Raw genomic sequence first — 14,074 nt, forward strand, 5'->3', positions numbered from 1 at the left:
AAATATTATCGACGTTTATCATAAGTACCGCCAAATTTATTTGGTCTTTTTTAGGTGATGTAATGTTTGATATTAACCCCGTTTGTCAGAAATTTTCTGCAATAATCCAAGCCAAAATTGATAGTAAAACTAAACCTCTTGGGGCCTTGGGGGATCTGGAGTTACTCGCTAAAAAAATTGCTCAAATACAGCTATCAGATAATGTTTTTGATGGTCTTTATAATAAACATTATAAGTTACACCTTAACTCTCCTCATCTAAGCGTTTTTGCCGGAGACCATGGTATTGCTAATGAAGGTGTCTCTATTGCCCCAAGTGATGTCACCAGTCAAATGGTCGAAAACTTTGCTCGTGGCGGCGCGGCTATTAACGTTTTTTGTCAGCAATTTGGTTGGCAGCTTAATGTAGTCGATACCGGTATTTTACACCCTCTCGAAACATCAGTCGCAGTAATTAATCAACGTTTAGGCAATATTACTCAGCCGATTAATCAACAAGCAGCAATGACCGCTGCGCAGGTTGAGCAAGGTTTTGTGTTCGCTAAAGATCATATTAACAAGGTTAAACGTACTGGCTGTAATATTATCGCCTTCGGTGAAATGGGTATTGGTAATACAACTGTCGCTTCAGCCATTATGGCTGCACTAATGAAAATACCTGCTAGTGAGGCTGTTGGTCGTGGCACTGGAGTTTCTGATGATGTAGTTAATAAAAAGCAACAGCTTGTTGAGCAAGCGCTGGCTTTGCATAAGAATGATTTGGTTGATTCGGTTGAGATTCTGCGCTGTTTAGGTGGCTTTGAACTCGTTCAAATTACTGCCGCTATGCTTGCGGCGGCTGAAAAAAATATGGTGATTATTGTTGATGGCTTTATTTGTACTGCGGCGGCTATGTTGGCTATTGAGCTTAATTGTAATGCTAAAGATTACATGGTATTTGCTCACTGCTCCGGAGAGCAAGGTCATCAAAAAATGTTGCAGTGGTTAGAAGTAAAGCCGTTATTAAATTTAGGCTTACGATTAGGTGAAGGCACAGGAGCTGCGCTAGCCTTGCCAATTATGCAAGCTGCGGTTGCTTTTTTTAATAACATGGCCAGCTTTGCAGATGCTGAGGTCACCGATGTTACCTAAGCTAGCTATCTTGTGTAAACAATGGCAGTTATTGTTGTTGGCTATTAGTTTCTTTACCCGCATTCCGGTGAAACATAGTGTTGAAATAACAGAAAAAATGCTTGGTGAAGCCTGTCGATACTTTCCATTGGTTGGCATTTTTATTGGGGCAAGCTCTGCGTTTACATTTTACCTAGCCACCATGATGATGCCTGCTGAGCTGGCTGTTTTAATCGCGATGTTTACTAGTGTTTTGCTAACGGGGGCGTTTCATGAAGATGGTTGGGCCGATGTTTGGGATGGTTTTGGTGGCGGTTGGACGGTCGAAAATAAACTCAATATTATGAAGGATAGCCGACTGGGCACTTATGGAGCCGCGGCATTATTTTTCATTTTGATGATTAAATATCAAGTTTTAGTTGCCTTAGTTACTCATTCAAGTTTAACGGTAACTATGCCTAACGAAACCCTAAGTATGTTTACTATTTTGATCTTGGGACACTGCCTAAGTCGTTTATTGGCTACTAGTCTAATTGCTGATATGCCCTATGTTAGTGAAGATGCAACCTCGAAAGTTAAGCCGATTGCACAAGAGTTATCAAGCGCCAGTTATTTAATACTACTTGCCACAGGTGCTGTGCTTATTTCATTAACTTTATCATTGAATATGATGTGGAAATTAGTCGCTATTTTGTTCATCACTAGGTGGTGCTTAAAACGTTGGTTTACCCAGCAATTAGGGGGCTATACCGGTGACTGTTTAGGCGCTGCACAGCAACTCTCAGAAGTGGTTGTTTATATCTCTTTATTATCAATGTTTTCGGTGACTTATGGGTAAAATACACTTAATTATTGGTGGAGCTCGCTCAGGAAAATCTTCGCTGGCAGAGCGTTATGCTAAGTTATCAAACTTTCCGGTAACTTATGTTGCTACAGCACAAGCGCATGACGATGAAATGCAACAGAGAATTAGCCAACATCAAGCTGATCGCCCTAAACATTGGCAGTTGATAGAATCACCGTTGTTTTTAGCCAAAGCTATGGAATCAGCTATTGCAAATAACCGTGTTGAACAAGGCGAGTGTGCGCAAGGCATTTGCCTGTTGGTGGATTGTTTGACGTTATGGCTAACTAATTGTTTGTGTAAACCTAACTTGATTAATGCTAACACTGATGAAGCTAACCTTGATTATTGGCAGCACGAAAAACAGCAACTGTTATCTTTACTTGAAAGTATCCAACTGCAAGATAATGTAGATATTATTTTAGTGAGTAATGAAGTAGGTCATGGCATTGTCCCAATGGGAGAGTTATCACGTCAATTTGTAGATCAAGCAGGGTGGTTACACCAAGCGCTTGCTGGTATTGCCGATAACGTTGAATTTGTTATGGCTGGCTTACCTATTACTTTGAAATCGAACGAAAACGCTCAGCAAGGTTAACTGATGAAAACATTAATGATACAAGGCACAACCTCAGATGCCGGGAAGAGCACTTTAGTTGCCGGCTTATGCCGTGTTTTTGCTAATGCCGGTGTTAATGTCGCGCCTTTTAAATCGCAAAATATGGCCCTAAATAGCGCAGTTACTAAAGATGGTGGCGAAATTGGTCGAGCACAAGCACTGCAAGCGATTGCGGCTAAGGTTGAAGCGCGTTTCGATTTTAACCCAATACTATTAAAGCCTAATAGTAATACTGGTGCCCAAGTTATTGTCCACGGTAAAGCGTTATCAAATATGGAAGCAGGTAAGTATCACGATTATAAAAAGGTTGCTATGCAGGCGGTTGTTGAGTCACACCAGCGCTTGGCCAATGATCATGAGTTACTCTTAGTTGAAGGGGCTGGTAGTCCGGCAGAAATCAATTTACGAGCCAATGATATTGCCAATATGGGATACGCCGAAAAAGTAAATTGTCCGGTTCTTTTAGTAGCTGATATCGACCGAGGCGGTGTTTTTGCACATCTTGTGGGTACCTTAGCGTTATTATCTGAATCAGAGCAAGCGCGAGTTAAAGGTTTTATCATTAACCGTTTTCGCGGAGATATAAAGTTACTTGAATCAGGCTTAACCTGGCTTGAACAGCGTACTGGAAAACCAGTATTAGGTGTAATGCCTTACCTACATGATCTTGCTTTAGACGCTGAAGATGCCGTTGCGCTGGATAATAAAGTAACCCAAGTTAAAGTGAAAATATTTGTGCCTTTGCTGCCACATATGAGTAATCATACTGATTTTGATCCTTTGCGTTTACAGCCTAATATAGACTTGCAATACATCAAAATTGGTCAATCATTGCAGGGGGCGGATTTAATTATTATACCGGGCAGTAAGAATGTCACCTCAGATTTAACGTTTTTAAAGCAACAAGGTTGGCAGCAAGAAATTGAGCAACATTTGCGTTATGGCGGTAAATTAATGGGCATTTGTGGCGGTTTTCAAATGTTAGGTAAGCAAATTTTTGATCCCCTACATATTGAGTCAGAAGTTGAGCAAGTCTCGGGCCTAAATTTAATGGACTTTTCAACCACCTTAACAAGTGAAAAAACGTTAACTCAAGTCAATGCAGCTATGATTTTAAAAGGTGAAACGTGCCAGGTAAAAGGGTATGAAATTCACTGTGGTATTTCAAAGGGGCCGGCACTATCGCAACCGTTACTGCATATACAAAGTGATGGGCAGACGATAGAGAAAAATAGAGCTGATGGTTGTATCTCTGATGATAAGCAAATAATTGCCACTTATTTACATGGTTTTTTTGATTGCCCAGAGCCAACTAAAGCTGTGCTTAATTGGTTAGGTATTGAGGATATAGGGCAAGCCGTAGTTGATATTAATCAGCACAGGGAAAGTCAGTTAGAACAACTTGCAAATACTTGTGAACAACATCTAGATATGGATAAAATTCAATATATTATTGAGCAAGGAGTTACTACTAAAAGTAATACTGTGCGTTAGAGAATTAAATTTCTGCGGCTGTGCTCATCATTAACTAACTACTAACTACTAACTTCATGGTTAGTTCCTCATTGCAAATTGCAAAAAATACAGTTTTAAAATGCGACATTTTCAAAGGTCAATTTAATAAAGGCTTTAATAACAACTAGGTAAGTGCTTGGCATGTTAAATGCCTTTTATTTAAATACGGCGGTATTTTTAAATAAAATTTATCTGTGAGGTTGTTATGAAGTTATCCTATTTTTTTACTTTACTTCTTATTTTGTGTGCACCTAATGCTAATGCCATTGAATGGCAATGGATTGGTGATTCAACACCTGTGGTGAGTAGTGCTACTGAGGCATTTAATTCAGACGGCTCACCGATAAACCTAGTTAATATTTCAGCGCGACTTGATGCTGAATTACTTGACGATTTTTATGCCATGGTGCCTGAAGGTGTTCAAGTTAGTAACGCATTATTAACCACCTCTTTTGATAATATCAGTATTAAATCAGACCTTAGTGAAGGGGAAATAGCGACAGTGAAAGTGGCTTTTTTAAATGAAGGGGCAGGTTATAGAAACTCTTTAGGATATTTTATTTATCAAACCGATAACCCTCCAACCACTATAGCTGAAGTTGAACATGTAATTATTATGGCTAATAGCTCTAAAACAGGCTCTGGTGGCTCGTTAAATTCGGGTGATCAACTTGACTTAAATATTGAGTTATCTGCTGGCGAATCTATTGGTTTTTTTATTAATTCCAATGGTTGGGATTGGTCGTATGGTAACCAAAAAAGTAGTCACCTTTATGGACAGCCTTTCTATACGTTAACGAGTCTGAACCCAAGTGTCGGCCTTGGGCAGCGTTATCATGTCATATTTAGTGATGTGCGTAGTGAGAGTGAAGGTGGCAGTGGTTTCTTTGCTTATGGTTTTGAAGATATTTTAACCACAGGTGGTGACAAAGATTACAATGATTTAATTTTTAATGTAGAAGTTACCCCTGTATCTGCTATTGACGGTTATGAACAAGCTGAAGAATTACCGTCGGTAAGTGCACAATTAACATCAAAATTAGGGGTGTTAGCATTTGAAGATAATTGGCCTTTAACAGATGATTATGATTTTAATGATGCTGTTTTAGCTTATGACATTACCAAAACTCTTGATGGCGATAACAACAATGAGTCAGTACAAACGCTAGAGCTAGAATATGTAATTAATGCTATTGGTGCGACTTTTCATAACGGTATTGCGGTAAGGATACCAGGCCTAACTGAAGACATGGTTGATAGCGTTGTTTTAGAAAAAACCATGGCAGGCTTTACTAATACCATTACCTTAGTTTCACAAGTCTCAACAGTTATGGGTAGTGGCGAAACGATTACTTATCCCTACCCATTAATTAAAGACAGTGAATATAGTGATACCTATGTTTCGTTCACTTTGTCAGAAGATTTATTTGAAGAGCTTAGTACTTTTGATAACAGTGCTAAAGTTTATGAAACCTACCGCTGTATGTATCAAACTACAAACGCTTCGACAGGTTGTCCTACAGGTACTTCGGCGGCAACATTAAAGTTAACCATTCATGTAAAGTCAGGAGAACTAACTAGCGAATCTATCGGTGATATGCCTTTCGATCACTACATGTTTGGTACTCATAAGAATGATTTATATCGTTACGGTCGTAAAAATGAAGATGATGACTGGTTCGGCAGTTGGAAAAGTTACTTCTCTGCACGTGATGCTGCAAATGGCCCAGGTCCTGGGAAATACTTAGAAATTCACTTAAAAGAGTTTACTGATGGTACCAATGTTTTTGAAAAAGATTTTAGTGCCAGTGACTATAGTGGAGCGGTAACTGTTGACTCACAAAACTATGCTACAGGTAATCCTTTTATTTCTTCTCAAATTCAGCGCAAAGGTCAGTTAACGGGGAACTTACCTTGGGTGCTTGATTTACCTGCTGATTGGAAGCACCCCAAAGAGCGCGTCGATATCAGTAAAGCGTACCCTAACTTTTATTACTGGGCAGAAGATAACAATACTAATTCTGACTGGTATGAAAACAGCGTTAACACTAATCGATTATATAATGAGTAGGAGTATCATCATGATTAATTTAAAACGTATAACTTTATTATCAATCGGCTTTGTTGTTTTAACAGCGTGTGGTGGAGACGCAGATAATCAAACAAATACGCAAGGCATTGAAGAAGAGACTAGTCCAACAATTGAAAACTCGACAGAGGAGGAAGTGATTGAAATGAATACAGAAGAGGTACTTGCTGAACCTGATGCTAGTTTTAATGTTACACAACTTGTTAGTTATATTGCAAGTAACTACAGTGAGTTAAGCATTACTTTATTTGTTCTTGATAATAAAGATAATGTGATTGCACGTTATTATATAAAACCTAATCAATCTGTCAGCGTCAGTGTGCAGTTATTAGTTGTAGAACAGGTTGTAAAAATGCGTTGGCATTTCCGTGAACATGTAAAATCTGAAGAGGTCGCAATAGCAGGTATTAACACTGTAAGTTTTTTTGGTATTGATGGCTGGTAATTAAGGTGATTATTAATAATGTTTTGGATGTATATTAAGTGTTTAACGAGTTTTTAGGGATAATAGCCATTGAAATTTTTGGTATTATTGCTTGGTGAGGTTGAAGATAGTTCTTCATATAATCATTGGCCGTAATGTTCATGTCTTTAGTGGACTATAAAAGCTACAGGTGGCGTCAATATTTTCAAGTTGTCTTGTTATTCCCCGCTGACGATATTTTGAGTAACAATTTCTTAAATGTTATATGTTGGCTATTATCTTTGTTTTGATTTGTTACAAGTAGAGCTAGCTCTGTTTCACCCGAAAATATCGTAAGCAATGACTACTCCATTGTGTTCACATCATTTCTTAATAGCTAAGCTCTAATTTTTATAGTTTAAGGTATAAGATTAACGATCTAAATTATTAACCAATAAAAATAATTTATTGCTATTTTGTGTTAGTATTTAGTGCTTTAAATTGATAATTGTTTTCAGAATACTGTTAGGCAGACAATGAACATGGATGTAGAAAATACCTCTTCAGAACAAGTAGCCACCTCTCAAGATTACCGACGCATTATTTATACTGGCTCAATGTTAGGCGGTATATTTTTATTTATTTTTGCATTTATTGACTCACTACTTTTGCACTTATATTTAGATGCGAGTGTTGAAGCATTAGGTGGGACAATATTATTACTTATTGCCTATGCAGAGAAGAGAACACCTATTAGATCTTGGGCAATAGTTGCCGGTATCTTGGTGGTGGTATTAGTCATAGGTACAGGAATTTTTGTCAATCACTCTGCAGATGGTGCGATAATTTGGTTTTCGATATTTCCCTTTCTTTGTTTCTTTATTTTAGGTGAAAAGCTCGGGCTTAAAGTTTCTTTATTTATTTGCAGTGGATTTATATTCTCACTAACAGTAGCGTTTATTTTCTTCCCTGAAAAAGGCTTCAATCTACACGGCATTATCACTGCTTCCGGGGCTTTATCTTGTAGTATTCTTTTAGCTTTCTTTTATGAGAAAAATAGAACTAAGATGATTCAATTGCTTGCGCAACAAGCAAAAACGGACCCACTAACTTCCTTACTCAACCGAAGAGGTTTTATTGCATCTTTCAATCTATTTATGTCGTTATCTGAGAGAAGTCACCAGAGCTTATGTTTACTTATTCTGGATTTAGATCACTTTAAATCAGTGAATGATAATTTTGGACACGATGTTGGCGATACAGTAATAATTGAGTGCGCTAAAACTATTAAATCATTACTACGTAATGTTGATAGCCTTGCGAGATTAGGTGGGGAAGAGTACATTGCTTTATTACCTAATACCTCTTTACCTGAGGCCGAAAAACTTGCTCAGAGGATCAGAGCGTCAATAGCAGCATTAGCGATTGAAACAGCCAACAGTAAAGGCATCAATATAACTGCCAGTATCGGAATTACCACTATTTCAGAGGATAAAAATTCATTTGAGGATTTATATAAAGTAGCGGATGAAGCGCTATATGAAGCTAAAAATAATGGTCGAAATTGTGTGGTGATAAAAGAGTGAAGATAGGGTCAACGTAATCATTTTTGACCCTGATTCTATTGGTTTTTACTTAGCGCTATTAGGGCATGAATTTATATCTGTGCCGTAATAACGATATGAATCACATGTATTGATTTTTGGAGCTTTCCCCTCTTGAAACAGCAATATAATATCGGAGCCACCGAAAAGAAAATAACCAAATTCGTCTCCTTTATCTACAGGCCCAGGTTTTCTCTTCATATTTACAGATGACACTTGGCACATACCTACGGGTATAACAGCTACAATGCCCATATCGCCATATGGTGAATTGGTTGTATCTATAGTGACTACACCTCTTGCTTGAGTAAATTCATATCCATTACCTGAATTCGTGCCTGGAGCGGGATCCTTACCTGAATTATCAGGTGCATCAAACTGACCATTTTTCAAATTTACTTCTAAATAAGTTAACCCTTGTATCGCATAGCACTCTTCCATGTTACCTGCTACAGGTGTATGAAAACGGTGATAAGAGTATGGTCCAAGAAAGTAATGAACAAAAGTTCCATTAGCAAATGAATTTGCATATTTACTATCTTTAAGAAGTTCAGGAATAGAAGCAAATTGATGTGACTTTTTAATCACAATTTCAGGAATAGTTGAAGTAGGAGAAATGTCATATTGCATTCGGTATGTGCAATCAGCTGGCATAGTAATAACGCTGTTATCGTTTGGCGAAGCAATAGGCCGTAGCCCTAAGTTTAACTCTCTTGAAAAAAATTCATTGAATGTATTCCAACCACCAGGGCGATTTGGATGGCCGTCTATCATCGAATCTTGTACTCGAAATTCAGGCGTATCAATAAATGATTGTAAAACCTCTGCATTAAACGACTCAGGTGTATCTAAAAAACTTCCCCAGGCATTAGCAAAATCAACTAACCATTGGCTAAACCAATCAATGTCCTGTACTAACGTACTATCATTTTTACCTACGGGTTGATCAATTAAATAATAAAAGTGACATAAATGATCGTAGACCTCTTGCGGGTAGCCATTATCTGGATTTTCCCACCCTTTTTCTTTGCTTTGTCTTGGAATTAGTACAACGAATTCTGCTAGGTAATCTAAATAACCGAGTACATCTACTGGCCAAGCTAGTAAGTTATATAAGTCTCGGTCCATATGTTGATAAGCATTTGATTGCGCCTTGTTTAATGATTCAAGCAATAATCCAGTGAAACTTGTATCTATCTCAATTTTAGATCGTAAAAAACTGATCGTGTCGTGAGAAGGGCTGTTAAGGATGGTTGAGCAGGTATTACTGTGGGCTTCTTTTACAGTGTTCATAGAATACTCCATATTCTAATTAAGTGGGGACAACATTTATTTTCCTAGATGAGGCTAGCAGTGAAAATTAAATCCATCAAATTTAGGTAGGCCAAATTTCAATCAATTCTAAAGAGGAAAAATAAACTATGTTTTGGCTATAAAAGATTATCAGCTGAATTGCTGTGTATTGCCTTTTAGCGTGAAAGGAATGATTTTATTTTCTATACGAATGCTTTTTATAATACTAGTTATTTAAGTATTTCTGCTCTGTAAACTTCTCAGCCAGAAAGGCTTTTAAATCAGCTAACTGTTGCTCTGAAAACCACTTTTCGTGTGCTAAATAGTACTCTTTACTTTGATATAACTCGGTTAGTACTTTATTAATATCGCTAATGACCTGTTGACCCAATGGGCTTTTAGAGCAGTTGATATGAGCAATAAGGTAAGGTGGGGCACCAGCAATAGTATATTGCTCTATCAATTGCTTTTGGCTTTCATTGGGGGTGATGTCCACTGGTAAGGCAAGTACAAAGTCAACTCTAGACGTGTATAACATTGCCTCTAAAGCCATTACTCGCTGACTACCACCACGATAGTATTTATTCTTTGCGTTCACTTGTTGTAATTGGTTATCTAGAAAATTACCAAATGAAACATCTTTGGCAATACCGAGTGTTTGTTGAGGAAGTATTTTAAAAACTTGAGATAGATTTTTGATTTCACCCTTGCTATTAAATAATTGGCTCGGTAAAGGTGATTGTTGATTAAAACGGTAAAGTTTATGAGTTAAATAAAAGGCTTGCGGATCTGAGAAAATTGAATATTCTCGACGCTCTTGTGTATTGGCTCTATTAGCAGTACAAACATTATCTGTAGTTTTCATGGTTCTATTTATGCGGCTAGTGGTCATTCTCTCTACGTGAATATCATACTGTGTTAATCCTTGTATGATTAAATTTTCAATATAAGAAGCCGTTGAGGTTTCAGGAGAATTTTTAGTTAATAAATCGATGTTTTCAATTTTATCTTCAACTAACCAAACAATAGTTTCTTTATTTTTTACTTGCTGAGATTGAGCCTTTTCCACAGACGCGATACTTGTTGTGCAGATAACACTAAGCAAAAGGAATATGATTAATTTTAAAAATAGAGAAAAGGAGTTCAAGGAGGTGCTTACTTCAGGTACGTTGAAAAATATTGCGCAGTATTATACCTGATAAAATGATTAAATACGGTTAAAAAACGTTCTAATTAATAAGTCCTTAATTTATAGAGTAATTACGTCATACGTTTTTGCTTATAGCGTATTTTTCTATAAGCAAATCGATAAATTCATTAACGTATGCGGCGCTTTAACCCCTGTTTACTCATTTTGAATTCTTCTAAGAAGAGTGATTAACCTGCTGTTTAGCTAAGATACTACCAAGCTGCTTGACTGCTAAAAAATGAGCTCGTCTTAATAAGAGTTTCGTTATCCTCTATATTCACTATGTTAAAGCTAATATCGTTTCTATCGCTCGTTAAAGGATTATTGACACTCACCGTTACTGAATGGGTACTTAGCTCAGTTGGCATAACTTTCACTATGTTTGGATTAAGTATTTGAGCCGAGTCTAGACCATGTGTTTCTATTCGGTAATGCTTTATTTGATTCGATTTATTTCTAATTTTAAAACGATAAGTATTTTCAATATGCCCATCTTGGTTAACACGGTACAGCGCCTGTCTATCTCGGATAATATTTACTTCATAACTTTGCCATGTATTTGCCCAGCCCCAAATCATAACAAGGGTTAAGCAGGTCAAACTGCCGTAACTAAGATGACGCTTCCAGCTTTGTTGAGGTGATTTTTCGCTAGTAAAGCTAATTAAACCTTGCTTATATTTATACTTATCCATGGTCATATCACAGGCATCAACGCATAAACCACAGTTTATGCATTCGTATTGTAATCCTGCTCTTATGTCGATACCAACAGGGCAGACTTGAACGCAAAGGTTGCAATCAACACAATCGCCCATAGTTTTTGGTTTTATTTGAGATCGTTTTCTTTTACCTCTGTTTTCACCACGAGCCTGATCATAAGTGACTAAGCTAGTATATTTATCAAACATTGCTGACTGAAAGCGAGAATAAGGACACATATGCTGACACATCTTCTCTCTGATCCAACCGGCATTAATATAGGTACATAGCGCAAAGAACAACACCCAAGCAGTAACGAGTGATGAAGACTGTATGCTAAAAAAAGCGCTGTAAAGCTCGTCTACTTTAACGAAGTAAGAGACAAAAGCTAATGCCGTAAAAAGTGAGACAGCGATCCAAAGGCTATGTTTAATTAGTTTTTTGGTCAGCTTTTTAAGGTGCCAATGTTGTTCATCTAATGATTTACTATGATTATGTGTCCCTTCAACTCTACGCTCGATCCAATTGAATAACAGCATCCAAATAGTTTGCGGGCAACTGAATCCACACCAGACTCGGCCATAAAACTTAGTCACATAAAAGAGTAACAGTGCGGCGAAAATAAAAAGTAAACACACAATAAGTAAATCTTGCGGGAATAGAGTTAATGAAAAAATATGAAATTCTTGCTGTTGTAAATCAAAGTAAACGGCTTGTGTACCTTGATGTTTAATAAAGGGCAGCAGAGCAAAAATGATAACTAATACAATACTTAAACTACGTCTAATATGTTGAAACTTTCCCTTTTGCTCTCTTAAATATATTTTCTTATTGAGCTCTGAGGAGGTTAATGCTGGTTGTTTAGTAATTAGGTTTTCTTTTGATAAATATGATGAATTCAATGGCTCTCTCCACTAAGGGGTAACGGCGCCAGTATAATCATTCAATCTGTTATTTATATGGACAAAAAAATAAACTATTATAGGTACAGATTTCTTAATGTTTTGATTTTATGAAACAGTTTAAATATGAGCAGCTAGCCAATATTTTAAAGTCACAAATTGTTGATGGAAAATGGCGTTCAGATGAAAAATTGCCATCAATTCGTGATCTTGCAGACGAATATGGCCTATCAAAAATATCAGTACAGAAAGCCTTGCATACTTTGGAGGCGAGAGGGCTGGTTTTTGTGAAGCCTAAGTCGGGATATTATGTTGCTTTAATTAAATCTCCACCACAGATCCAGCGAAAATTAACCCCTATTAGTAAACCTAAATTGGTGGACGTTCCTGAAGTATTTTACGAAATAATGCAGCGCTGTGCCGCTTTTGATATCTCGCCAAGTAACCTAAGTGCAGCACAAACGTCAAATCACCTTTTATTGCTTAATCGACATATTAGTCGTGCCTTGAGACAGAGCCCCCAAAGTCACGCTATGTATTACTCTGAGCCACCGGGCTACGAAGGGTTAAGGCATCAAATTAGCGAGCATTACCGAAAACGTAATTTTTCTGTGTCACCACAAGATATATGCATCACGTCAGGTTGCCAAAATAGCTTGTTTTTAGCATTAATGGTTAGTTGTCAGCCGGGTGATATCGTTGCGATTGAAAGTCCTGCTTTTTACGGTGTTTTACAGCTATTACAGCAACTAAAGCTTAAAGTTATTGAGTTATCAAGCTCATACACAACAGGTTTAACAGCTGATGCGTTGCGTAAAGCAACCAACAAATGGAATATCAAAGCGTGCGTATTAACGGCTAATTTTGCAACACCAACAGGTGCTCTAATCCCTAGTGAAGAAAAGCGTAAAATAGTCGCTTTGGCAGCTCAGAAAAATATTACATTAATTGAAGATGATATCTATGGCGATTTGGGGTTCCACTCTAGCGTTGAGCCTTTGAAAAGTTTTGATCAAGCAGGTGATGTTATTCTATGTAGCTCTTTTTCGAAATCATTATCAAGAGATTTACGTATTGGTTGGATTGTTGCTAACCAGCAATTAAAAAATATAGTGCATATGAAACTAGTTCACCAACTATCCACTAGCCAAGCGATACAACAAGGGTTATCGAGCTTTTTAGCAGAAGGGCATTTTGAACGCCATCTTCACTACTATCGTAAAGTGTTACTAAAGCAACGAGACCAATTAATTAATGCCTTAAATGAGCATTGGCGCGTGCCAATAAAGTTTACAATACCTGATGGCGGTTTAGCTATATGGCTAGAATTACCTAAGGAAATTGATTCTTTAGCCATTTATCATGAGGCCATCGAAAAAAGTATTATATTAACACCAGGTCGGCTTTTTTCGACAGGTAACAATTACCCAAATTACCTAAGGTTAAGCTTTGCCCATCCAACCACAGGACACAGACTGCAAGCACTTTTTAAACTTGGTCAGCTCTGTTTAGCTAGTTTGAATAAAATAAAAACATAAAACTTCCCTAATAAGAGCGGGAATAACATTGCTGTTGTTATTTTGACTTAGAAAACTTAGAAAACTTAGAAAAAAAGCAAAAAAATGCCCTTAAAAATAAGGGCATAAAAACATGAAACTTTCCTAATAAGGGCGGGAATAACATTGCTATTGTTATTTTGACATAGAAAACTTAGAAAAAAAGCAAAAAAAATGCCCTTAAAAATAAGGGCATAAAAACATGAAACTTTCCTAATAAGGGCGGGAATAACATTGCTGTTGTTATTTTGA

The 14,074-nt window shown here is 37.2% G+C and carries 11 protein-coding genes; 8 read left to right on the forward strand and 3 right to left on the reverse strand.

Features of this window, described 5'->3' with window-relative positions; all coding sequences use genetic code 11:
* The first annotated feature begins 62 nt into the window (after window positions 1–62).
* The 7 genes from cobT to AC27IF_RS03370 all read left to right on the forward strand — a co-directional run bounded on the left by cobT (window position 63) and on the right by AC27IF_RS03370 (window position 8,165).
* Window positions 63–1,130: a nicotinate-nucleotide--dimethylbenzimidazole phosphoribosyltransferase gene (gene cobT, locus AC27IF_RS03340; protein ID WP_487052167.1), complete on the forward strand. Its 1,068-nt coding sequence runs from the start codon at window positions 63–65 to the stop codon at window positions 1,128–1,130.
* A complete protein-coding gene (locus tag AC27IF_RS03345) occupies window positions 1,120–1,947 on the forward strand; it encodes an adenosylcobinamide-GDP ribazoletransferase (RefSeq protein ID WP_487052169.1) in 828 nt (275 codons plus the stop codon). Before cobT ends, AC27IF_RS03345 begins: the two co-directional genes overlap by 11 nt.
* Window positions 1,940–2,551, forward strand: coding sequence for a bifunctional adenosylcobinamide kinase/adenosylcobinamide-phosphate guanylyltransferase (gene cobU / locus AC27IF_RS03350; RefSeq protein ID WP_487052171.1), 612 nt, complete (start codon window positions 1,940–1,942; stop codon window positions 2,549–2,551). Before AC27IF_RS03345 ends, cobU begins: the two co-directional genes overlap by 8 nt.
* A 3-nt stretch (window positions 2,552–2,554) precedes the next feature.
* Window positions 2,555–4,066 carry a cobyric acid synthase gene (locus AC27IF_RS03355; RefSeq protein ID WP_487052173.1) on the forward strand — a complete coding sequence of 504 codons (1,512 nt, stop codon included), beginning with the start codon at window positions 2,555–2,557 and terminating at the stop codon, window positions 4,064–4,066.
* Window positions 4,067–4,292: 226 nt separating this feature from the next.
* Window positions 4,293–6,158, forward strand: a complete 1,866-nt coding sequence (locus AC27IF_RS03360) for an LruC domain-containing protein (RefSeq protein WP_487052175.1) — start codon at window positions 4,293–4,295, stop codon at window positions 6,156–6,158.
* 10 nt (window positions 6,159–6,168) lie between these two features.
* Complete coding sequence (locus AC27IF_RS03365; RefSeq protein ID WP_487052177.1) at window positions 6,169–6,621, forward strand: hypothetical protein; 453 nt, start codon at window positions 6,169–6,171, stop codon at window positions 6,619–6,621.
* A 500-nt stretch (window positions 6,622–7,121) separates the two neighbouring features.
* Window positions 7,122–8,165: a GGDEF domain-containing protein gene (locus AC27IF_RS03370; RefSeq protein ID WP_487052179.1), complete on the forward strand. Its 1,044-nt coding sequence runs from the start codon at window positions 7,122–7,124 to the stop codon at window positions 8,163–8,165.
* A 45-nt stretch (window positions 8,166–8,210) separates the two neighbouring features.
* Here AC27IF_RS03370 and AC27IF_RS03375 read toward each other — a convergent pair whose 3' ends face one another.
* The 3 genes from AC27IF_RS03375 to ccoG all read right to left on the reverse strand — a co-directional run bounded on the left by AC27IF_RS03375 (window position 8,211) and on the right by ccoG (window position 12,266).
* Complete coding sequence (locus AC27IF_RS03375; protein ID WP_487052181.1) at window positions 8,211–9,476, reverse strand: phosphatidylserine decarboxylase; 1,266 nt, start codon at window positions 9,474–9,476, stop codon at window positions 8,211–8,213.
* Between the two features lie 226 nt (window positions 9,477–9,702).
* On the reverse strand, window positions 9,703–10,545 hold the full coding sequence (locus tag AC27IF_RS03380) for a transporter substrate-binding domain-containing protein (RefSeq protein ID WP_487052183.1): 843 nt from the start codon (window positions 10,543–10,545) through the stop codon (window positions 9,703–9,705).
* 332 nt (window positions 10,546–10,877) lie between these two features.
* Window positions 10,878–12,266, reverse strand: a complete 1,389-nt coding sequence (gene ccoG, locus AC27IF_RS03385; protein ID WP_487052185.1) for a cytochrome c oxidase accessory protein CcoG — start codon at window positions 12,264–12,266, stop codon at window positions 10,878–10,880.
* Window positions 12,267–12,376: 110 nt separating this feature from the next.
* On the opposite strand from ccoG, the gene AC27IF_RS03390 reads away from it, so the two are divergent.
* Window positions 12,377–13,804 (forward strand): aminotransferase-like domain-containing protein, encoded by a 1,428-nt coding sequence (locus tag AC27IF_RS03390; RefSeq protein ID WP_487052187.1) that lies wholly within the window; start codon window positions 12,377–12,379, stop codon window positions 13,802–13,804.
* Window positions 13,805–14,074: the final 270 nt, after the last annotated feature.

The organism is Colwellia sp. KS18-150 (assembly GCF_057551365.1).